At 67.0% G+C, this 22281-nt stretch carries 19 protein-coding genes and 2 pseudogenes; 19 read left to right on the top strand and 2 right to left on the bottom strand.

The window, feature by feature from the left end; genetic code table 11:
• Positions 1-113: 113 nt before the first annotated feature.
• The 5 genes and pseudogenes from BW991_RS18470 (at position 114) to BW991_RS18490 (ending at position 4796) form a co-directional block, all read left to right on the top strand.
• Positions 114-1841: a 2-oxoacid:acceptor oxidoreductase subunit alpha gene (locus BW991_RS18470; protein ID WP_076603596.1), complete on the top strand. Its 1728-nt coding sequence runs from the start codon at positions 114-116 to the stop codon at positions 1839-1841.
• Positions 1842-1843: 2 nt separating this feature from the next.
• Positions 1844-2683: a 2-oxoacid:ferredoxin oxidoreductase subunit beta gene (locus tag BW991_RS18475; RefSeq protein WP_076603597.1), complete on the top strand. Its 840-nt coding sequence runs from the start codon at positions 1844-1846 to the stop codon at positions 2681-2683.
• A gap of 88 nt (positions 2684-2771) precedes the next feature.
• Positions 2772-2948 (top strand): annotated as a pseudogene (locus BW991_RS18480) (YfhL family 4Fe-4S dicluster ferredoxin); the annotation flags it as partial.
• Between the two features lie 212 nt (positions 2949-3160).
• On the top strand, positions 3161-3568 hold the full coding sequence (locus BW991_RS18485; RefSeq protein WP_076603599.1) for a MarR family winged helix-turn-helix transcriptional regulator: 408 nt from the start codon (positions 3161-3163) through the stop codon (positions 3566-3568).
• Between the two features lie 34 nt (positions 3569-3602).
• Complete coding sequence (locus BW991_RS18490; protein WP_076603600.1) at positions 3603-4796, top strand: MFS transporter; 1194 nt, start codon at positions 3603-3605, stop codon at positions 4794-4796.
• Between the two features lie 76 nt (positions 4797-4872).
• On the opposite strand, the gene paaX is transcribed toward BW991_RS18490, so the two are convergent.
• The gene (paaX, locus tag BW991_RS18495; RefSeq protein ID WP_076603601.1) at positions 4873-5829 is read right to left on the bottom strand and encodes a phenylacetic acid degradation operon negative regulatory protein PaaX; all 957 of its coding nucleotides are present in this window, start codon (positions 5827-5829) and stop codon (positions 4873-4875) included.
• Between the two features lie 320 nt (positions 5830-6149).
• On the opposite strand from paaX, the gene fdhD reads away from it, so the two are divergent.
• From fdhD to BW991_RS18555, 12 genes are all read left to right on the top strand, one after another.
• The gene (gene fdhD / locus BW991_RS18500; RefSeq protein ID WP_088179634.1) at positions 6150-6929 is read left to right on the top strand and encodes a formate dehydrogenase accessory sulfurtransferase FdhD; all 780 of its coding nucleotides are present in this window, start codon (positions 6150-6152) and stop codon (positions 6927-6929) included.
• Positions 6930-6949: 20 nt separating this feature from the next.
• Positions 6950-9706: a molybdopterin-dependent oxidoreductase gene (locus tag BW991_RS18505; RefSeq protein ID WP_076603603.1), complete on the top strand. Its 2757-nt coding sequence runs from the start codon at positions 6950-6952 to the stop codon at positions 9704-9706.
• Positions 9703-10350: a 4Fe-4S dicluster domain-containing protein gene (locus BW991_RS18510; RefSeq protein ID WP_076603604.1), complete on the top strand. Its 648-nt coding sequence runs from the start codon at positions 9703-9705 to the stop codon at positions 10348-10350. Before BW991_RS18505 ends, BW991_RS18510 begins: the two co-directional genes overlap by 4 nt.
• 14 nt (positions 10351-10364) lie before the next feature.
• Positions 10365-11279: a DmsC/YnfH family molybdoenzyme membrane anchor subunit gene (locus BW991_RS18515; RefSeq protein WP_076603605.1), complete on the top strand. Its 915-nt coding sequence runs from the start codon at positions 10365-10367 to the stop codon at positions 11277-11279.
• A gap of 152 nt (positions 11280-11431) precedes the next feature.
• Positions 11432-12004 (top strand): NADH-dependent phenylglyoxylate dehydrogenase subunit gamma, encoded by a 573-nt coding sequence (gene padE, locus BW991_RS18520; RefSeq protein ID WP_076603606.1) that lies wholly within the window; start codon positions 11432-11434, stop codon positions 12002-12004.
• Entirely contained in the window at positions 12001-12300 is a 300-nt protein-coding gene (padF, locus tag BW991_RS18525) for an NADH-dependent phenylglyoxylate dehydrogenase subunit delta (protein ID WP_076603607.1), read from the top strand. Before padE ends, padF begins: the two co-directional genes overlap by 4 nt.
• On the top strand, positions 12297-13550 hold the full coding sequence (padG, locus tag BW991_RS18530; protein WP_076603608.1) for an NADH-dependent phenylglyoxylate dehydrogenase subunit alpha: 1254 nt from the start codon (positions 12297-12299) through the stop codon (positions 13548-13550). Before padF ends, padG begins: the two co-directional genes overlap by 4 nt.
• A gap of 7 nt (positions 13551-13557) precedes the next feature.
• A complete protein-coding gene (gene padH, locus BW991_RS18535; protein WP_076603609.1) occupies positions 13558-14826 on the top strand; it encodes an NADH-dependent phenylglyoxylate dehydrogenase subunit epsilon in 1269 nt (422 codons plus the stop codon).
• Between the two features lie 10 nt (positions 14827-14836).
• Positions 14837-16165: an NADH-dependent phenylglyoxylate dehydrogenase subunit beta gene (gene padI / locus BW991_RS18540; protein ID WP_076603610.1), complete on the top strand. Its 1329-nt coding sequence runs from the start codon at positions 14837-14839 to the stop codon at positions 16163-16165.
• A complete protein-coding gene (gene paaK, locus BW991_RS18545) occupies positions 16155-17513 on the top strand; it encodes a phenylacetate--CoA ligase PaaK (protein WP_076603688.1) in 1359 nt (452 codons plus the stop codon). Before padI ends, paaK begins: the two co-directional genes overlap by 11 nt.
• Before the next feature lie 81 nt (positions 17514-17594).
• Positions 17595-19679: a CoA-binding protein gene (locus tag BW991_RS18550; RefSeq protein ID WP_076603611.1), complete on the top strand. Its 2085-nt coding sequence runs from the start codon at positions 17595-17597 to the stop codon at positions 19677-19679.
• A 62-nt stretch (positions 19680-19741) separates the two neighbouring features.
• Positions 19742-20149, top strand: a complete 408-nt coding sequence (locus BW991_RS18555) for a thioesterase family protein (RefSeq protein ID WP_076603612.1) — start codon at positions 19742-19744, stop codon at positions 20147-20149.
• A 122-nt stretch (positions 20150-20271) separates the two neighbouring features.
• Here BW991_RS18555 and BW991_RS18560 read toward each other — a convergent pair whose 3' ends face one another.
• Positions 20272-21012, bottom strand: coding sequence for a PEP-CTERM sorting domain-containing protein (locus tag BW991_RS18560; RefSeq protein ID WP_076603613.1), 741 nt, complete (start codon positions 21010-21012; stop codon positions 20272-20274).
• 261 nt (positions 21013-21273) lie between these two features.
• Between BW991_RS18560 and tadA the strand changes: the two genes are divergently transcribed.
• Together tadA and BW991_RS24240 are read left to right on the top strand one after the other, a co-directional pair.
• On the top strand, positions 21274-21738 hold the full coding sequence (gene tadA / locus BW991_RS18565) for a tRNA adenosine(34) deaminase TadA (protein ID WP_076603614.1): 465 nt from the start codon (positions 21274-21276) through the stop codon (positions 21736-21738).
• Positions 21739-21743: 5 nt separating this feature from the next.
• Positions 21744-22220: pseudogene (locus BW991_RS24240) on the top strand (L,D-transpeptidase family protein); the annotation flags it as partial.
• Positions 22221-22281: the final 61 nt, after the last annotated feature.

Below are 22281 nucleotides of genomic sequence, written 5' to 3' on the forward strand. Positions count from 1 at the left end.
ATAAAAATAGTGGAAGACAAACAATTTGACAGGAAGCAATGCGATCGGTAGAGTTTGCTCATCGGGGTGCGTGGTCTACGTGCCAGTTCCAGTCGTCGCAGACGGAGGGTCGGATGGGCGGACAGACAGTTTCACTGGTGATGGCAGGCAGCGGCGGGGCGGGGGTGGTGACCGCGGGCAGCCTGCTGCTGGAGGCGGCGGCGCGCGCCGGCTGGTACGCGTACATGACGCGCTCGTCGGGCCCGCAGATTCGCGGCGGCGAAGCGGCGGTGATGATCCGGCTGGGCACCGAGCCGCTCGCCTCGCATGACGACCGCTTCCACCTGCTGGTCGGCGTCGACTGGCAGAACGTCGGCCGCTTCGCCGCCGAGATCCCGCTCGGGCCGGAGAGCCTGATCATCGGCGATCCCGGCGAAGGCGAGACCCCCGAAGTATTTACCCGCAGCGGCGCACAGCAGATCGCGCTGCCGATGAAGGCGCTCGCGAAGACAGTTCCCGACGGGCGCCCCAACATGGTCGCCTTCGGCGCCATCGCCGGCATGATCGGCCTCACCGAAGACGTTGTCGTCGGTGTGCTGCGCGACACCTTGAAGCGCAAGGGCGAAGCGGCGATCGCCGCGAGCCTCGCTGCCTTCCGCGCCGGCGTCGAAGCGGCCGCGGACTTCCCCGCAGTGCCCAGACTCCCCGCCACCCAGGCCGACACCAGCGAGCGCTGGAGCATCACCGGCAACGAAGCCACCGGCATGGGCGCGCTGCGCGGCGGCGTGCGCTTCGTCGCCGCCTACCCGATCACGCCGGCCACCGAAGTGCTCGAATGGCTCGCCCCGGCGCTGCCCAAGGTGGGTGGCGTGCTCGTGCAGGCCGAGGACGAGCTGGCGTCGATCAATCAGATCATCGGCGGGTCCTACGGCGGCGTCCCGTCCCTGACGGCCACCTCCGGCCCGGGTCTCGCGCTGATGACCGAATCGCTCGGTCTTGCGGTGGCCGCCGAAGTGCCCATCGTCGTCATCGACGTCATGCGCGTCGGCCCCTCGACCGGCATCGCGACGAAATCCGAACAGGCCGACCTCAACATCGCCGTGTATGGCCTGCATGGCGACGCCCCGCACCTCGTGCTCGCGCCGACCTCGGTCGCCGACTGCCTGTTCACGACCCAGTGGGCGGTGCATCTCGCCGAAAGCCTGCAGACTGCCGCGATCGTGCTCACCGACCAGGCGATGGGCCAGGCGCGCGCGGTGATGCCGCGCTCGGCCGCGGTCAGCTTCATCGGCCAGCGCGAGAAGCCCGCCGCCCTTGCCGAAGGCGTGCAGTACAAGCGCTACGCCAACACCGCCTCGGGTGTGTCGCCGATGGCCATCCCCGGCATGGCCGGCTACACCTACACAGCCGACGGCCTCGAACACAACGAGACCGGCACCCCCTCGTCGCAAGCCTCCGACCACCAGGCCCAGCTCGACAAACGCCTGAGGAAGCTCACCGGCTACAACTACGGCGACCACTGGGCCGACATCACCGGCGACGAAGACGCCGACACCGCCATCCTCACCTGGGGCTCGAGTGCCGGCCCGGCGCGCGAAGCGCTCGAGCGCCTGCGCGCCGCCGGCCACGCGGTGAAACTCGTCGCCGTGCGCCTGATCTCCCCGGTGCAGCCGGAGAAGTTCGCCGAGGCGCTCAAAGGCGTCGAACGTGTGCTCGTCGTCGAGCAATCGCACAGCGGGCAGTTCCACCGCTACCTGCGCGCGCAGTACGACCTGCCGCGCCAGGTCAAGGCGCTGCACCATCCCGGCCCGCTGGCGGTTCGCCCCGGCGCCATCGTCGAACACATCACCCAGTGGAGCTGAGCATGGATGCCTGTGTAAAGCAGCGGGACTACACCGCCAAGGACTACAAGTCGGAGGTCAAGCCGATCTGGTGCCCCGGCTGCGGCGACTACTCGGTGCTCGCCGCGATCACGCGCGCGCTCGCCTCACTGCAGCTCGCGCCGGAGAACGTCGCCGTCGTGTCGGGCATCGGCTGCTCCTCGCGCATCCCGGCCTACACCAGCGTGTACGGCTTCCACGGCGTGCATGGACGGGCGCTGCCGGTCGCCACGGGCCTGAAGATCGCTCGCCCCGACCTCACCGTGCTGGTGACGGGCGGCGACGGCGACGGCTTCTCGATCGGCGGCAACCACTTCCTGCACGCCTGCCGCAGGAACGTCGACCTCACCTACATCGTCATGGACAACCAGGTCTACGGCATGACCAAGGGCCAGGCCTCGCCCACCACCGACCCGGACTGGGAAGGCAGCAAGCTCACCCCCGACGGCGCGGGCATCGAATCCTTCCACCCGCTCGTGGTCGCGCTCGCCGCCGGGGCGAACTTCATCGCGCGCTGCTCGAGCAGCGACCCCAATAACGTCGCCGACATCATCACGCAGGCGATCCGGCACCCGGGCTTCTCGATGGTGCAGGTGCTGAGCCCGTGCGTGACCTTCCGCCCCGAGCAGCTCGAGTGGAAGCACATGGTGCGCACCGCGGCGGTGGATGTCACCGACGACGCCGCCCGCGCCGCGCGCCGGCTGATGACCGACGACGGCTTCAACGTCGGCAAGGTGCTGTACAAGGGCGACCGCCCCGCCTACCAGCCCGAGGCGAAGGGCGCGGCGGCGGTGGCCGATCTGGAAGCCGATTTCGCGCTGTGACGGCGATCAGCGCGGGGTGCGATCCCATCGGGCGCACCCCCAACCCCATCAGAGACAATCATTTCTAAAACAAAGCGGAGATCAACAAATGGCGCTGCAAATCATCGACGACTGCATCACCTGTGACGTGTGCGTGCCGGAATGCCCGAACGAGGCGATTGCGGCAGGGGGCGACATCTTCGTCATCGACGCCGCCAAATGCACCGAATGCGAAGGCCACTACGACACGCCGCAGTGCAAGGAGGTCTGTCCGGTCGATGCGATCGTGGCGCGGGCGGCGTGAAGCCCCGCGCGTAGAGCGTATCGCGGAAAATCGAAGGCGCCCTCGGCCGCGCGGAGGCCGAGGGCTCTGCCACGTCAGCTCCGCAACGGTGTCTTTTCCGAAGGATATTCTTCCTGTCTGCCCGATTGACCGATGCGCCGTTCGGTCATATAGTTGCTCTGGTTAACTGTTAATCAAGGCAATCATACGGCGCGATGCAAGGATTCTTCAGGTCTTACCTGTCTGTCTATCGGCCCCTGATCCAGGCGCTGAACCAACTCCTCCAGCCTCACGAACTCTCGTACTCCCTGTGGCAAGTGATGCTCTACGCCCAGGAGCATGCGCACGCCTCGCTCGTCGAGATTTCCCAGTACTACGGCATCGAGAAACCTGGCGTTACCCGCAGGGTGCAGCGTCTGGAGGAATTGGGGTATCTGAGCTGTGTTCCGGGCAACGACCGGCGCGAGAAGTCGGTCGCGCTGACGGAGCAGGGGCAGCGCGTCTATTCCGAGTGCCGCGTGAAGATCACTGCGCTGGAGCAAGGCGTCACCGCCGGAATCGACGTCCGTGCGCTGGAGCAGACGGCCGCCGTCTTCAGGCAGCTGCTCGGCAATCTCAAATAACAATCCCAAAAAAACAATCCCGATCCTCCCCAACATGCAATCGTCACCGCTGTGGACCCGCGACTTCCTGATCGTCGCGGGTGTGAACTTCTTTCTCGCCCTGGTCTTTTACATGCTGATCGTCGTGGTCGGCGCGTATGCCATCGAGGCATACGGCTCCTCGCTGAGCGAGGCCGGCCTGGTCGCCGGCATCTTCGTCATCGGCACCCTGTCGGGGCGGCTGGTCATCGGCCAGCTCATCGACGTCATCGGCAGGAAGAAGACCCTTATCGTCGGTACGGCGGCTTTTGCGCTCACCACCTGCCTGTATTTCCTGAGCGATTCCGTGTCGACGCTGATCCTGGTGCGCTTCCTGCACGGGGTGGCGTTGGGCGTGGGCAGCACGGCCGCCGGTACTGCGGTGGCGCATATCATCCCGCCGGACCGCAAGGCCGAAGGCATCGGCCACTTCAGTCTCAGCACGACGCTGTCGTCGGCGATCGGACCCTTCCTCGGCCTATGGCTGCTGCAGCATGCGAGCTTCGAGTGGATATTCGCGACCTGCGTCGCCGTGGCGGTCCTCGGCCTGCTGGCGGCCACCTTTCTGCGGGTGCCCGAGCTCGACGCTGCGCACAGGGAAATCCGTGGATTCGAGTTCTCGTTCGGCCGCCTGCTCGAGCGCCGCGCGATTCCGGTTGCCGTGGTGACGTTCCTCGCAGGGCTGTGCTACGCGAGCGTGCTGGCCTTCATCAACGTTTACGCGGTCGAACTCGACCTCGTGACGGCGGCGAGTTTCTTCTTCATCGTGTATTCGGCGGTGGTGTTGTGCTCTCGCCCGCTCACCGGGCGCCTGCTGGACCGGAAGGGTTCGAACGTCGTTGTCCTGCCGTGCTGCGTGCTCCTCGCGCTCGGGCTCGCCCTGCTGGCCAACGCGCACAGCGCGGCAATGCTGTTGGTGGCGGCGGCCTTGATCGGCCTGGGATTCGGCAATCTCCAGTCTGCGTTCTACGCGGTCGCCGTCAAGGTGGTGGCGCCCCAGCGCATGGGTCTGGCGACATCGACCTTCTTCATCTTTCTGGATGCCAGTCTCGGTTTTGGCCCCTATCTCCTGGGCTTCGTGATTTCGCAGATCGGCTACCGCAACCTGTATTGGGCGATGGCGGCGCTCGCCGTCCTGTGCATGGGCGCGTTCTACCTCCTCCATGGCCGGCATGTAGCACGTTTGCGCGCCTCTGCACCCGGCCATTGAGGCGGATCGCCGAGGCGGCTACGGTAGACGAGGACCGGGATGCCGCAGTGGGTGAGCAGGGCCGCTCCTGTCGCGCTCAGTTCTCGGCCAGTTCCTGCTCGGGAGATTCCGCTTCGAGGCCGCCGAAGCGTTCGTAGTAGTAGGGCGCAGCGTTCGGCAACGGCCCGCTGGGTGTTTCGCATACCGCCATCAGGTGCTGCTGCGCGTGACGCCAGGTGATGCGGTAGATGGCGCGCGACAGCGCACGCGCCGCGGTGCCGCTCCAGTCGCGCGGCATCAGTTGCGCCGGCAGCTGCGGGTCGTGCAGCAGCGCACGGCGGAATTCGTGCATCGTCAGCGTCTGGATCAGGAAGCACTGTTCCGGGTCGAGGTTGCGGGTGCTGCGCAGCGAGCGCAACACCGGGCGCATGCGCTCCGAGAACTCCCGGTACGTCGCCTCGATCTCGTCGAGGTTCCAGCACTCGCGCGCCAGATCCTGCAAGGGCCGCGTCGATAGCGCACCCAGCGTCGCCGCCTGCAGCGGCACGACCTTGTCCTGGGTGCCGGTGTCCTGGAGGATTTCCATCAGTGTCGCGGTGTCGGTCGACGGGTGTCCCATCACGCCCGGTGCGACGTTGCCGTAGCCCGCCCACGACAGCTCCTTGCGCAGCGTGTCGCGCTCCGGCGAGCCCAGCGTGGAGGGGAGCACGACCAGCTGCCATTCCCCGTTCCAGCTTTCCTGCGGCGTGTCATAGATGCGGCGATAGGCGTGCTCGAAGCGCCGGCGGCCGGACGCCGTGAGGCTGTAGTAGCTCTTGCGCCCGATCTGCTCGGATTCCAGCCAGTTGTCCTGCGACAGGCGATACACGCTGGTGCGCACCATGCGCTCGTTCAGGCCCAGCGGCTCGACCAGCCGGATGAAGCTGCCGAGCCAGACGGTGCCGCCGTGCGGCGCGATGAAATCGCCGTACACGGTAATGATCAGCGAGTTCGCGCGCACCCGGCGCTCGGCCAGATAGTCGCTGATCCACTGTTCGAGGAAACGGCTTTTCATTGTTTTTGCACCGCTATTTTGTATGTCCGCAGGACGCGTTCGTGTTGGGGTCGGTCGATTCTAACGCCATGTCGGAAGCGCGGGAAATGAACGCGCGGCGGAGGGCGTCGCAAGAGCCGGCGGGGGTATTTTGAGTTATTGATGAAAATCAAACAATGAGGAAAAAAGCGATACAAAAATCTTGACCATATAGCGATCAGTTTGTATCGTGAACGCAAGACGTCGGAAGGCGGGGACGTCGGTATCGGCAGGCGACACAAATCCGGTTTGCGAGGTGGACGATGCGGCACGATGCGGTTTCGATGGCGGATGCTCACGGAATGTACGACGTGGACCGGTGGACCGACGGTGCTGCGGTCCGCGCCGCGGATTCCGTTGCCGAGGAAGTGCCGGTCGCGCTGGTGTACAACGGTTTTTCGCATGCCGTGATGATGGCCACGCCGCAGGACCTGGAGGACTTCGCGCTCGGGTTCAGCCTGAGCGAGGGCATCGCCGGCAACGCCCGCGAGATCCTCGACATCGAGGTCGTCGAACACGCTCACGGCACCGAGGTGCAGATGCAGTTGGCGGGCGAGCGCTTCGCCCAGCTGCGGGCGCGCCGTCGTGCCATGACGGGGCGCACGGGGTGCGGCATCTGCGGCGTCGAAAGCCTCGATCAGCTCGCCTGTCGTCCGATCGCAAAAGTCGGCGCGACGGGAATGCTCGATGCGGGCGCCCTGCAGCGCGCCCAGGCAGAACTCCAGTCGCGCCAGCATCTGTTCGACCTCACCGGCGCCGTGCATGCCGCCGCCTGGTGCGGGTTCGACGGCCGCGTGGAGCTCGTGCGCGAGGATGTCGGCCGGCACAACGCGCTCGACAAGCTCATCGGCGCCATCGCGGCGCAGCATCGTTCCTTCAACGACGGTTTCCTGTTCATGACCAGCCGCGCGAGCTACGAGATCGTGCAGAAGTCGGCGGCGGTCGGCATCGCGGTGGTGGCGGCGGTTTCGGCGCCGACCGGCATGGCGGTGCGCGTCGCGCAGGCCGCCGGCCTGACCCTGATCGGCTTTGCGCGTGGCGAGCGCCACAGCGTCTATTCCCACCCCGAGCGGGTTCACTAAAAAAGCAAAACGGGGGAGACATGTCCTCAACTACCAATCCGCAATCGGTGCGGAAGGTCCCGACCTATTGCTACAACTGCGTGGCCGGGCCGGATTTCATGAACGTAAAGGTCGTCGACGGTGTCGCGACCGAGATCGAGCCGAACTTCGCCGCCGAAGACATCCACCCAGCGCGCGGCCGCGTGTGCGTGAAGGCCTACGGCCTGGTGCAGAAGACCTACAACCCGCACCGCGTGCTGCAGCCGATGAAGCGCACCAACCCGAAGAAGGGGCGCAATGAGGATCCGGGCTTCGTGCCGATCTCGTGGGACGAGGCGCTGGACCTGGTCAGCGCGAAGCTGACCTCGGTGCGCGCGAAGGGGCTGGTCGATGACTCCGGCCTGCCGCGTGTTGCTGCGACCTTCGGTCATGGCGGCACGCCCGGCATGTACATGGGCTCGCTGCCGGCCTTCCTCGCCGCGTGGGGCCCGATCGACTACAGCTTCGGCTCCGGCCAGGGCGTGAAGTGCGTGCATTCCGAGCACCTCTACGGCGAGTTCTGGCATCGTGGCTTCACGGTCGCGGCCGACACGCCGCTCGCGCGCTACGTGATCTCGATCGGCTCGAACGTCGAAGCCTCGGGCGGCCCCTGTGCGGTGACGCGCCACGCCGACGCCCGCGTGCGTGGCTACAAGCGCGTGCAGGTCGAGCCGCACCTGTCGGTGACGGGCGCCTGTTCGGCCGAATGGGTGCCGATCCGCCCGAAGACCGACCCGGCCTTCATGTTCGCGCTGATCCACGTGCTGGTGTGCGAGCAGGGGCTGGACAAGCTCGATGTGGCTTTCCTGCGCGATCGCAGCTCGTCGCCGTACCTGGTCGGACCCGACGGCCTGTACCTGCGTGACGCGGAATCGGGCAAGCCGCTGTTGTGGGATGAATGTAGTGGCCGCGCGGTGCCCTTCGACACGGCAGGCGCGGTGCCGGCGGTCGCGGGTCGCTTCCGCGTGGAAGGTGCGATCAGCATCGACGCGGACGATGCGCGGCAGCAGTTCGACGTCGCCGAGGGCGTCACCGCCTACACGAAGCTCGTCGAGCACATGGCGAAATACACGCCCGAATGGGCCGAGTCGATCTGCGACGTGCCCGCCGCGACGATCCGCCGCATCGCCAACGAATACCTGGAAAACGCCTCGATCGGCGAGACCATCGAGATCGACGGCCAGACCCTGCCGCTGCGTCCCGTCGCGGTCACGCTGGGCAAGTCGGTGAACAACGGCTGGGGTGCGTTCGAATGCTGCTGGGCGCGCACGTTGCTCGCGACGCTGGTCGGTGCCCTGGAAAACCCCGGCGGCACGCTGGGTACGACGGTGCGCCTGAACCGCCCGCACGACAACCGCCTGCTGAGCGTGAAGGCCGGTGAAGACGGCTTCATGGCGCAGTACTTCAACCCGACCGACAAGGAACACTGGGTCGCGAAGCCCACCGGGCGCAACATCCACCGCACGCTGGTGCCCATCGTCGGCAACACCGCGTGGAGCCAGGCGCTGGGGCCGACGCAACTTGCGTGGATGTTCCAGCGCGAAGTGCCGTCGGACTGGAACATGCCCCCGCCGACGCTGCCCGACGTGTGGTTCATCTACCGCACCAATCCGGCGATCTCGTTCTGGGACACGCGCACGCTGGTCGAGGAGATCGCGAAGTTCCCCTTCACGGTGTCCTTCGCCTACACGCTGGACGAGACGAACTGGATGGCCGACCTGCTGCTGCCCGAGGCGACCGACCTCGAATCGCTGCAGATGATCAAGGTTGGCGGCACCAAGTTCGTAGAGCAGTTCTGGGAGCACCGCGGCGTCGTGCTGCGCCAGCCGGCGGTCGAACCGCAGGGCGATACGCGCGACTTCACCTGGATCAGCACCCAGCTCGCCAAGCGCACGGGGCTGCTGGAGGCCTACAACAACGCGCTGAATCGCGGCGCGGGCGGCGGCGCGCCGCTGAAGGCGGACGGCTACGACTACAGCCTCGACGCGAGCAAGGAGCACGGCGTCGAGGAGATCTGGGACGCCGTGTGCCGTGCGTCGAGTGCGAGCCTGAGCGAAGGGCGCGAGGTGCATGATCTGGAGTGGTTCAAGGAGCATGGCTTCTACACCGTGCCGATGTCCAAGACCGAGTGGTACCTGAGCCCCACGCTGGAAAAGCAGGGCCTGCGCTACGAGATGCCCTACCAGGAGCGCCTGCTGCGCATCGGCCGCGAGCTCGGCAACCGCCTGCATGAGCACAAGATGCACTGGTGGGACGAGCAGCTTTCCGAATACGCGGCGCTGCCCGAGTGGCACGACGTGCCGGGCCGCTGGACGCAGCAGATCGCCAACGCCGGCGGCAAGCCCGAGGATTTCCCGCTGTGGCTGCTGGCGACCAAGAGCATGCAGTACCACACCGGCGGCAACGCCAGCATCGCGCTGATGCGCGAGGTCTCGCAGAACGTGCGCGGCCATACCGGCGTGATCATCAACGCCAAGACCGCGAAGAGCCTCGGCATTGCCGACGGCGACCGCATCGAGGTGCGCTCGCACATCGGCGCGACCTACGGCGACGCGGTGCTCGCCCAGGGCGTGCGTCCCGACACCTTGGTGATCCTCGGCCAGTTCGACCACTGGGCGACCCCGCTCGCCAAGGACTTCGGCATGCCGAGCCTGAACACCATCGCGCCGATGTCGATGGAGCTGACGGATGCGACCGGTTCCGGCTCGGACATCGTGCGGGTCGCGGTGCGCAAGGTCGAACGCAAGGAGGTTGTATGACCCGCTACGTGATGGCCATCGACCTGCGCCGCTGCGTGGGCTGCCAGACCTGTACCGCCGCGTGCAAGAACGCCAACGCGACCCCGCCGGGGGTGCAGTGGCGCCGCGTGCTGGACCTCGAGACAGGGGAATTCCCGGACGTCCGCCGCAGCTTCGTGCCGGTCGCCTGCATGCACTGCGACGAGCCGCCGTGCGAGGAGGTCTGCCCGACCAAGGCCACGACCAAGCGCCCCGACGGCCTCGTCGCCATCGACTACGACACCTGCATCGGCTGTGCGAACTGCGTGATGGCCTGTCCGTACGAGGCGCGCTCGATCGTGCATGAAGTGAAGTTCGCCTACGGCGACAAGCCGATCAAGTCGGAGGAAGTGCGCTTCGACCCGGCGCGCATCTCGGTGTCGATGAAATGCACCTTCTGCATCGACCGCATCGACCTTGCCGCGAAGACGGGGCAGGTGCCGGGGCGCGACCCGGACGTGACGCCGGCCTGCGTGAATTCCTGCATCTCGGGGGCGATGGCCTTCGGTGACATCGACGACCCGAACAGCAAGGTCAGCCGCCTGCTCGCCGAGAACAAGACTTTCCGCATGCACGAGGAACTCGGCACCGGGCCGGGCGTGTATTACATCTGGGATAAAGCGTGAGGAGCGGGCCTGACATGAGCACGAAATCGGGAAAGCCCCGCCCCGGCGACCGCGTGGGGCCGCGGCAACAGCACAACTGGGACTGGCGCGCGGCGTCGAACTTCATCGCCGGCGGCACGGGCGGCGGCTTGCTCGCCTTTGCGGCCTTCGCCAGCCTGTGGGGCACGGACGTGCGCGCTCTGCTCGTGGCCGGCATGGCGCTGATCGGCATCGGGCTCACCTGCGTGTGGTTCGAGATCGGCAAGCCGTGGCGTGCGCTCAACGTATATCGGCACCTGGCGACCTCGTGGATGACGCGCGAGGCCGCCGTGGCGCCCTTCGTGTTCGGCTCCGGCGTGCTGGCGCTGGCGACGGGACAGAGCCTGTTCGTGCTGCTCACCGGGATTTTCGGTGCGTGCTTTGTCTATGCGCAGGCGCGCATCCTCGCGGCCGACAAGGGCATCCCCGCCTGGCGGCATCCGCGCTGCATGCCCGTCGTGGCGGCGACCGGATTCGCCGAAGGCGCGAGCCTGCTCGCGGTCGCGGCGCCCTTCGTGATCCCGCAGGTCGCCGGGCAGATCGCGGTGGCGGCCGGAGTGTTGGCGCTGCTGCTGGTCCGCGTGCTGCTGTGGCGCAATTACCTGCGCGGCCTGCGCGGCGACGGTGCGCCGGAAGGCAGCCTGCGCGCGCTGTCCGCAATCGACGGGCAGTTCCTGAAGTACGGCAACCTGTTGCCGGCGATCCTGCTGCTGGTCGGCGTGCTCGGTGCGCCGCTGGCGAGTCCGGCCTTGATCCTTGCCGGGCTGGTCGCCGTCGCGGGTGGCTGGTGGTTCAAATACACGCTGGTGCGCCGCGCGGCCTACACGCAGGGTTTCGCGATTCCGCACCTGCCGGTGCGTGGTCGCGGCACGGCCGGTCCGGCGGTGAAACCCGGTTGGGGCGGGGCGTAGGGCGGATGAGCGAAGCGTTATCCGCGGCATGCAAGGTTCATTAGAAGCACAAACGGCGGAAGGGCGCTTCGCTTTTCCGCCCTGCGAAGTCAGCATCTGAACAACAACGCGGGGCCAGCGAGTCCCGCCCCTGCAACGCAGGAGGAGACGAGATGTACGAAGTGCGATTCCATGGCCGTGGCGGCCAGGGTTCGGTGATGGCGTCGGGCATCCTGGCCGCGGCGATGGTCGAGGAAGGCAAGTACGCGGTATCGATCCCGTCCTTCGGGTTCGAGCGCCGCGGCGCGCCGGTGGTGTCCTTCCTGCGCATGAGCGAACGCGAGATCCGCCAGCTCACCAACATCTACCAGCCCGACTGCATCGTGTGCGTCGATCCGACGCTGATGAAATCCGTCGATATCTTCGCCGGCATGAAGGCGGGTGGCACTTTGGTGCAGGCGACGCACCAGCCGCTGTCCGAGCTCACGCTGCCCGACTGTGTCACGACCGTGGGCCTGCTCGACGCGGTGAAGATCGCGCTGGAGATCTTCAAACGCCCGATCACCAACACGCTGATGCTGGGCGCCTTCGCGAGGACGACCGGGGTCGTGTCGCTCGATTCGCTCAAGCGGGCGCTCGAGGACTCGGATTTCCGCGACGCCGGCCTCGCGCAGAACATGACGGCGCTCGAACGCGGCTACGCCGAGGTCGTCGTGCACCAGATCGAAAGGAGGGCCGCGGCATGAGCCGGCACCACAGTTATCCGCTCTTCAACCTCGAGCAGGCAGGCGTGCCCGACGACCTCTGCCCGGTCGCGACCGTCGTCAGCCCGATGCTGCCGGGCGACTGGCGCAGCATGCGGCCGGTCGTGAACCGCGACAAATGCGTGAAGTGCGCGGTGTGCTGGCTGTACTGCCCGGTGCAGTGCGTCGAGGAACACGCCGCGTGGTTCGACTTCAATCTCAAGACCTGCAAGGGCTGTGGCATCTGTGCCAACGAGTGCCCGCAGCGGGCGATCACGATGGTGGGGGAAACCCAATGACGACAGCCACGCTGGAAAAGACGGCGGCCGCCGAGGCGCCGCGCAAGCAGAAGGTGATCCTCGCCGAAGGCAATGAAGCGGCCGCGCTGGGCGTGGCGCTTGCCCGCCCCGACATGGTGTCGGTGTACCCGATCACGCCGCAATCCTCGCTCGTCGAGCACCTGGCGAAGCTGATCGCGGACGGCCGGATGGACGCCGACATCGTCGATGCCGAAGGCGAACACTCGGTGCTGTCGGTGCTGCAGGGCGGCGCGCTCGCCGGTGCGCGCACCTACACCGCGACCTGCGGCCCGGGCCTCGCCTTCATGTTCGAACCCTACTTCCGCACCTCCGGCATGCGCCTGCCGATCGTGCTCACCATCGTCACGCGCGACGGCATTACGCCGCAGTCGGTGTGGGGCGGCCACCAGGACGCGATGACGGTGCGCGAGGCGGGCTGGATCCAGGTGTATTGCGAGAGCGTGCAGGAAGTGCTCGACACCACCGTGATGGCCTTCAAGATCGCCGAGCACCACGACGTCATGCTGCCGGTGAACGTGTGTCTCGACGGCAACTACCTCTCCTACGGTGCCTCGCGCGTCGAGCTGCCCGACCAGGCCGACGTCGACGCCTTCATGGGCGAGAAGAACGTGAACTGGCACGTCGCGCTCGACCCGCTGCGCCCGATGGCGGTCGATCCGCTCACCGGCGGTACCACCGGCAAGGGGCCGCAGACCTTCGTGCGCTACCGCAAGGGCCAGTGCCGCGGCATGCAGAACGCGCTGTCCGTGATCGAGGAAGTGCATGCGGACTGGGCGAAGCGCATCGGCCGCAGCTTCGCGCCGCTGGTCGAGGAATACCGGCTCGACGACGCCGAGTTCGCGATCATGACGCTGGGCAGCATGACCGGCGCCGCCAAGGACGCCGTGGACGAAGCGCGCGACGCCGGCAAGAAGGTCGGCCTCATCAAGATCAAGACCTTCAGCCCCTTCCCGGTGGACGCGCTGATGAAGGCGCTGGGCAAGGTCAAGGCCCTGGGCGTGATCGACCGCTCGGTGGGCTTCCGCTGGAACTGCGGGCCGATGTACCAGGAGACGCTGGGCGTGCTCTACCGCCTCGGCCGCCATATCCCGTCGATGAGCTTCATCGGCGGGTTGGCCGGCGCGGACATTACGATCCCGCACGTGCATCGCGTGATCGCCGACACCGAAGCGCTGCTCAACGGCGCGCCCGCGCCCACCGAGCCGGTGTGGCTCAACGAACAGGATTGAGGCCAGCATGGACCGAGCCATCGAACACACCAAATACCTCATCGCTGGCAGCAGCCATGCCGCGCTCGAGGCGATCAACGCAATCCGCATGCACGACCCGGAGGGCAGCCTCACCGTCGTCACGCGCGATTCGCACCTGCCGTACTCGCCGACCGTGCTGCCCTACGTCGTGTCCGGCAAGTCCGCACCCGCGCGCATCTTCCTGCGCGACGAAGACTTCTTCGCGCGCAACAAGGTGAGCTACCGGCCGGAGTCGGCGCTGAAGGTACTGCACGCCGACGAGAACACTGCCGAGCTCGCGGACGGTTCCAGCATCGTTTACGAAAAACTCCTGCTCGCGACCGGCGCCTCGCCCGCGATCCCGCCGATTCCCGGCATCGACACCGTCTCCTTCCACGTGCTGCGCACCCTCGACGACGCGCTGAAGCTGCGCGGCGCGATCGGCGCGTCGAAACAGGCCGTCGTGCTCGGCGCGGGCCTCGTCGGCATGCACGCCGCCGAGAACCTCGTGAAGGCGGGGGCGAGCGTCACCATCGTCGAGATGAGCGACCAGCTCACCTCGGGCTACTTCGACAAAGTCGCCGCCGACATGATCGAGCAGGCCTTCCGCGATGCGGGCGCGAAGATCATGACCGGCAGCCGCGTCGTGCGCCTCGAACCCACCGCGGCCGGCGCGAAGCTGACGCTGGAAAACGGCACGACGCTGGAAGCGGATCTGCTGCTGGTCGCGACCGGTGTGAAGCCTGAGATGGCCTACCTCAACGGCTCCGGTGTCGAGCACCAGCAGGGCATCGTCGTCGACGACCGCATGCAGACCACCGTCGCCAACGTGTGGGCGGCGGGCGACTGCGCGCAGGCGCGCGGCTTCTTCACCGGCACCCCGATGATGAACGCGATCCTGCCCGACGCGACGATCCAGGGGCGGGTGGCCGGCATGGCGATGGCGGGCGACCCCGGCATCCAGGACTACGCCGGCGGCGTGCCGCTCAACACCTATCACTTCTTCGGCCGCCATGCGATCTCGGTGGGCTCGAGCAAGGTGCCCGAAGGCGGCGAGGTCGTCACGCGCTTCGACGAGCAGACCGGTCGCTACCTCAAGGCGATCTTCGGCGCCGACGGTTGCCTCAGCGGCATCTTCGGCGTGAATGAATTCTTCGACGGCGGGGTGATGGCCCAGCTGATCCTGCGCCGCATCGACCTCACGGCGCTGCGCGAGCGCTTCGTCGCGAACCCGCTCGCCGTGGGCCGCGAAATCATGTCGCAGACCTGGCGCTAAGGAGCAATCAATGGGACGAGCTTACAGCACGATCGCCTTCGACCCCGCCAAGTGCGACGGTTGCGGCGATTGCATGAAGGCCTGCGCGCAGGCCAAGACCGGCACGGACGATGTCGCGCGTTCGCGCATCCAGATCTACGGCCGGGAGAAAGACTTCGAACTGGCGCTGTGCCGCCAGTGTGCCGACCCGAAGTGCGTCACGGTGTGCCCGGCGGGCGCCTTGAACAAGGACGGCACCACCGGTGTGATCGGCTGGGACGCATCCAAGTGCGTCGATTGCCTGTTGTGCACGGTCGGCTGTTCGTATGCCGGCATCGCGCTGGATGAAACCGCGGGGCACGTGTCCAAGTGCGACACCTGCGACGGCAACCCCGCCTGCGTACCCGCCTGTCCGCACGGCGCGCTGAAGTACATCACCACCGCCAACATCTACAACGAGGTTGGCGACTGGGAAGACCTCTTCGCCCCCGGCCTCGCCGGCTGCCAGGGCTGCAACACCGAACTGCTGATGCGCCACACGCTGCGCCGCGTCGGCCCCGACACCGTGCTCGCGACGCCGCCGGGCTGCGTGCCGGGCATGGGCTCGGTGGGCTTCAACGGCACGACCGGCACCAAGATCCCGGTCTTCCATCCGCTGCTCACCAACACCGCAGCGATGCTTGCCGGCATCAAGCGCCAGTACAAGCGCGTCGGGCGCGAGGTGCAGGCGCTCGCGATCGCCGGCGATGGCGGCGCATCCGACGTCGGCTTCCAGTCGCTGTCCGGTGCGGCCGAGCGCGGCGAGCAGATGCTCTTCATGGTGGTGGACAACGAGGGCTACATGAACACCGGCATGCAGCGTTCGAGCTGCACGCCATACGGCGCCTGGACCTCGACGACGCCGGTCGGGGAGACCTCGCGCGGCAAGACGCAGGATGCGAAGAACCTCCCGCTGATCATGGTGAACCACCGCTGCGCCTACGTCGCGACGGCGTCCACCGCGTACATGGAGGACCTGTACGAGAAGCTCGACAAGGCGATCCTGGCGTCGAAGACCGGCTTCGCGTACCTGCATGTGTATTCGCCCTGCACGACCGGCTGGCGCTTCCCGTCGAACCTGAACATGGAAGTCGCGCGCAAGGCGGTCGAGACCAACTTCGTGATGCTGTGGGAGTACACGCCGCAGGACGGGCTGCACTTCACCAAGTCGGTGGACAACCCGCTGCCGGTCACCGAGTACCTCAAGGCGATGGGCCGCTTCCGCCACCTGGCGCCGGAGCAGGTCGAGCACATTCAGAAGAAGGTCGTGGAAAACCAGAAATTCGTGGAACGTATGACGGAGCATGCACATGTCGGCTAGGGATGGTTTCGCAGCACCGAAGGGGGCAACGGGGAAGGGCGCGGCACCGGAGACGCTCGATCCGATCGAGAAGGCCAGCCGCGACGAACTCGCTGCGCTGCAGCTCGAACGGCTCAAGTGGAGCCTGCAACATGCCTACGACAACGTCGCGCATTACAAGCAGGCCTTCGACGCGGCGGGTGTGCATCCGTCGGACCTGAAGCAGCTCTCTGACCTCTCGCGCTTCCCCTTCACGACCAAGAAGGAGCTGCGTGAGAACTATCCTTACGGACTGTTCGCGGTGCCGATGCGCGACATCGTGCGCGTGCATGCCTCGTCCGGTACCACCGGTTTGCCGACCGTCGTCGGCTACACCCGGAACGACATCGCGATGTGGGGCTCGGTGGTGGCGCGTTCGCTGCGCGCGGCGGGCGGCACGCCCGACGACATCATCCTCAACTCCTACGGCTATGGCCTCTTCACCGGCGGCCTCGGCGCCCACTACGGCGGTGAGGCGCTCGGTGCGACCGTGATACCGATGGGCGGCGGCAACACCGAGAAGCAGATCCAGCTGATCCGCGAGTTCAAGCCGACCATGATGATGGCGACCCCGTCCTACATGCTGACGGTGGCGGACGGGCTGCAGGAGCAGGGCATCGACCCCGCCTCGACGACGCTGCGCATCGGCGTGTTCGGTGCCGAACCGTGGACCAACGAAATGCGCCGCGAGATCGAGACGCGGCTGGGCATCGACGCGATAGACATCTACGGCCTCTCGGAAGTGATCGGGCCGGGTGTGGCCTGCGAGTGCATCGAGACCAAGGACGGCCCGCACATCTGGGAAGACCACTTCTACCCGGAAATCATCGACCCCGTTACCGGCGAAGTGCTGCCCGACGGCACGCCGGGCGAACTCGTGTTCACCTCGCTGTCGAAGGAAGCTCTGCCCATCATCCGCTATCGCACGCGCGACCTCACGATGCTGCTGCCGGGCACCGCGCGCACGATGCGCCGCATGGGCAAAATCACCGGTCGCAGCGACGACATGCTGATCATCCGTGGCGTGAACGTCTTCCCGACGCAGATCGAGGAAATCATCCTGCGTCACGACAGCCTGTGCGGCCACTACCAGCTGCAGATCACGCGCCCGGGCCACATGGACGAACTGACCGTGCTCGCCGAAGTGCGCCACGACCTGTCCGACGGGCTCAACGATGCGCAGCGCTCGAAGATCGCGGCCGAAGTCCGGCACGAGATCAAGAGCCGCGTAGGGGTGAGCGCGGACGTCCATATCGTCGAGACGGGCCGCATCGAGCGCACCCAGGTCGGCAAGGCCAAGCGTGTGATCGACAAGCGGCCGAAAGGCTGACGCGGCGAAAAGTGGCGGGCCAAGGGGAAGAAAACAACTAACCGGCCACCGGAAACGAGTGGTAAGCACGGAGACACGATAGTGAACGATCGGACAACCATCAGTCCCGGTGAGGCGCTGAACGCCGCGACCGGCAAGCTGTTCAGGCAGGCGACAGGGCTGGGGCGGGACGCCTTCGACGCCGCGGAGTGCGAACGCTTCGTCGCGAGCTTCGGCGCGGTACTCGCCGAAGGCGTGCCCGGCGGCGTCGACCTGCGCATCGCGCTGGAAAATACGCGCGAATTCGGCATGGTGCTCACGGCGGGGCAGGGCGGTCTCGACGGCGCGCTCGATCGCGCGAACTTCCGCAAGGACCGCGCCGCCGTGTCGGCGTCGGTCGAACTCACCGACGCCCCAGATTTCCTGCGTCTATTCCGCCGCACCGTCGCCTACCAGAAGATGGCCGCGCTCGCCCAGCGCGATGGCCGTCGTGCGCCCGATCCGGTCCTCGAATTCTGCTTCGGCCTGATGCTGGGTCTCGGCCGCGAATATTCCGCGCAGAACCCGCAGGCCGAATTCGTGATCCGCCAGCTCGAGCTCGATCAGGTGCAGTTCGCGAAGAAGCCCACGGTCGGCGTCGCACGCGTCGAATTCGGCCAGCCTGTCGCAGGCCGCCTGCCGCGTCCCGCGCACAAGATCGACAAGCTCATCCACCCCCAGTCGATCGGCATCATCGGCGTGTCCGCGACGAGCATGAACTTCGGCCGCATCATCCTGAAGAACCTGATGGGCAGTGGCTATCCGAAGGACCAGCTGACCATCATCCGTCCCGGCGAGGCCGAGATCGACGGCGTGCGCTGCGTCGAGAGCCTGCGCGCGCTGCCCGCGAAGCTCGATCTCCTGATCGTCGCGGTGCCTAACGACGCGGTGTATGAACTTGTCGATGAGATCATCGCAACCGACGCCGTCGAATCCGTGATGCTGATCCCCGGCGGCCTAGGCGAGACCGCCAAGAGCCGCGAACCCGCCGCCGCGCTCGCCGCGAAGATCAACGCCGCCCACGGCAATCCAGGCGGCGGCCCAGTCTTCCTCGGTGCGAACTGCCTCGGCGTCGTCTCGCATCCGGGCGGCTACGATTCCTGGTTCATCCCGCTCGAGCGCCTGCCCAAGCCGCAGAAGAAGGCGCAACGCAACTCGGTGATGCTGAGCCAGTCCGGCGCCTTCATGATCACGCGCATCTCGCAGAACCCGTGGCTCGACCCGGCCTACATGCTCGCGCTCGGCAACCAGACCGACCTCACGCACGGCGACATGCTCGGCTTCTTCGCCGATCGCCCGGAGATCGACACCCTCGGCATCTACATCGAAGGCTTCAAGGATGGCGACGGCCTCGACTTTGCGCGCGCCGTGCGCAAGGCGGTGCTCAACGGCAAGCAGGTCGTCGTGTACAAGTCCGGCCGCAGCGAAGCGGGCGCGGGCGGCGTGATGGGCCATACCGCGTCGATTGCCGGCGACCCGGTTCTCTTCGAGGCCGTGCTGCGCCAGGCCGGCGCGATCGTCGCCGAGGACTTCAACGCCTTCGACGACCTCTTCTACATCGCCGGCGCGTTGCACGGCAAGAAGGTCGGCAAGCGCCTCGGGGCGATCAGCGGTGCCGGCTTCGAGGCCGTCGGCATGGCCGACTCGATCGCGACCGAGACGTCCTCGCTCGAGATGGGTGCGCTCGAAGCCGCGACGGTCGAACGCGTGCAGGCCATCCTCGCCGCCAAGCGCCTCGACGCGCTGGTCGAGGTGCGCAATCCCATCGACATCAACCCCGGCGCCGACGACGGGGCCCACCTGCAGATCACCGAAGCCTTCCTCGACGACCCCAACATCGACGCCGTCGTCGTCGGCCTCGACCCCACCGCGCCGTCGATCCGCGGCCTGGAGACGAGCAGGCTGCGCCCCGGCTACGACCTGTCGGACCCGAAAGGGACCGTGCACATCTACCCGCCGCTCGCCGCGAAGTCCGACAAGCCCGTCATCGGCATCGTCGATGGCGGCTCGCTCTACGACGCGATGGCCGCGAAGCTGATGGACCAGGGCGTGTGCGTGTTCCGCAACTGTGGCCGCGGCACGCGGGCGCTCGCGCGCTACGTCGAGGCCCGCCTCGACGCCGACGCGATCCGCGAACGCAACCAGTAACCCGATCCGCAATGAACCCGGCGCCGGCCTGGACCGGCGCCTCACACGAAGGAGACTGAAAGATGAGCGAACTGAAAGCCGGCCTGAGCTCCACCCGCCGTTACGACATCGACCAGGGCCGCACCATCGGCTTCATGGGCGACGACTGCCGCGTCTACTCGACCCCGGCGCTGCTCTACGACATCGAAGTCGTATGCCGCGACCTGCTGCTGGAAAACATCGACGCCGGGAAAGATTCGGTCGGCACCCGCGTCGAACTCGACCACGTCGGCGCGACCCTGCTGGGCATGTGGGTGGAGATCACCGTGAAGCTCGTCGAAGTGAACGGCCCGGCCGTGACCTTCGAGTTCACCGCCCGCGACGCCCTCGAGGAAGTCGCGCGCGGCAAGCACAGCCGCTTCATCGTCGGCGCCGAGAAGACCGCCCAGCGCCTCAAGGCCAAGCTCGAAAAGGCGATGGCCGCGGCCTGATCTGCCTGGAGCGGGGCGGGCCGCTGCCCGCCGTCGCCGCGCTTCATGGCGCAATGCCGGAAGCGAAACGGGCGTCCTTTCGGACGCCCGTCGTCGTTTGGCGCGCAGGGGGCGGCGTTCGTTCAGGCCGGCTTCTGCCGGCGACGTCCGAATCCCAGCCCGACAAGCCCTGCGCCGATGAGCAGCAGGGAGGAAGGCTCAGGAACCGCCTGCGCGACGATACCGTCCGTCGCCTCTGCCTCGAGCGGGGCCTTCGTCAGCGTGAATTTTGCATAGATATCGTTCGGACTCGGCTTGCTCCATGTGCACTGGCCGCTGTTTCCTTCACATAGCCAGACCGCGGGCGAGAAACTGATCTCGATCTCGCCACCGTTGTCGAGCGTGAGCAGGAAAGGCAGGAAAGTCGCAGCGAGGTCGGTATTCGCCGGGCCGGCCCCCTTGTCCCAGAAGGGGCCCACCGTGGCCTGCACGGTGGCTTCCAGATCCGCGGGGCCGCCGGCCGGCGCGTCGAATTCGATCACGGCTGCGAGGGCGAGGTGATCGACCTCGGATGCGCTGCCGTTGGTGCTGATCGCGGCATCCTCCTCGGCGAGGGTGCCCTTGCCGAAAAGAACCGTCTCGAAGTCGCCGAGCTCCGTGAGCATGAAGCTCGTTCCCGCAAGGTCCGGGTCGATGGTCCAGTTGGCGTTAAGGAAGCTGTGCCCCTCGTCGCAGCCTGCGCTCGTGCATGCAGTGCTCCAACCAGAGCCCTGACTCCAGCTCCCGCCGGAGATCTCCACGGCAACAGGTGCCGCGCTGGCGAATGCCGGCATCGAAAGCGCCGCCAACAGCGTGGTAAGCGCAAGCAGTCGATTGGTGTCCATTGTTCTTCTCCTTTGCCCTGATCGGCCCGGCGGTGGGCGGTACGTGCCCCACGGCGCCGGCGTTCTCCCTGAAGCAGTGCTGCTCGGTCAGGGGCCCCTCCCGTTGTTTGCAACACTTTATGTGGGAACGGCAGGGGGGGCCGTGACATCGGCCACGATTCAAGCAAATTGTTGATCCGCCATCCATTTGCTGCCCGCGCTGCGCGAATCTGGCTCATTCGGGCCGCGCTCCAGTAAACTTCGCCGGATGGAGAGCAAGGGATGAATGACGAAGACTACATGCGTGCCGCCCTGGAGCAGGCGCGCGAGGCGGGGAGTTGCGATGAAGTGCCGGTCGGTGCCGTCGTCGTGCTCGACGGCGAGATCGTGGGGCGCGGCTTCAACCAGCCGATCGGGCGGCACGACCCCACCGCCCATGCGGAAGTGATGGCCCTGCGCGACGCCGCGGCCCGGCTCGGAAACTACCGGCTGCCCGGTTGCGAGCTGTACGTCACGCTCGAACCCTGTGCGATGTGCTGCGGCGCGATCATGCATTCGCGCATTGCGCGCGTCGTGTTCGGCGCGCGCGACCCCAAGACCGGCGTCGCCGGCAGCGTGATCGACCTCTTCGCCGAACCGCGCCTGAACCATCACGCGACGATCGCGGGCGGCGTGCTCGCCGAGGAGTGCGGCGGCCTGTTGTCGAGCTTCTTCGCGGCCCGACGCGGCCGCACGCTCGTCGCGTGACCGCCGTGCGCATCCTGATCGACCTCGCGGCCCAGCGCCTCAGCCTCTTCGGGGCAGATGGCGCGTGCATCCGCCGCTACGCCGTTTCGACTGCCCTGAACGGTCCGGGCGAAATCCGGGACAGTGGCTGCACGCCGCGCGGCCGTCACCGCATCCGCGCGAAGATCGGCGCAGGTGCCGCGAAGGCCGCGGTCTTCCGCGGGCGGCGCCCGACGGGGGAAATCTGGACGCCGGAACTCGCCGCGGCCCATCCCGGACGCGACTGGATCCTGTCGCGCATCCTGTGGCTCAGCGGCTGCGAGCCGGGGCGCAACCGTCTCGGCAAGCTCGACTCGATGCGCCGCTACATCTATATCCACGGCACGCCGGACGATCAGCCGATGGGCGAGCCGCGCTCGCACGGCTGCATCCGCATGCGCAACGACGACGTGATCGAGCTGTTCGACCTGGTGCAGGCCGGGACGGCAGTGGACATCGCTGAGACGACGAACCTGGACGCTGTGCCGACGATCCGGATTCTCGACTGGGACGCGGCCGCGGCGC

Origin of the sequence: Aromatoleum tolulyticum (assembly GCF_900156155.1) — a bacterium.
In the GTDB taxonomy this organism is placed as follows: domain Bacteria; phylum Pseudomonadota; class Gammaproteobacteria; order Burkholderiales; family Rhodocyclaceae; genus Aromatoleum; species Aromatoleum tolulyticum.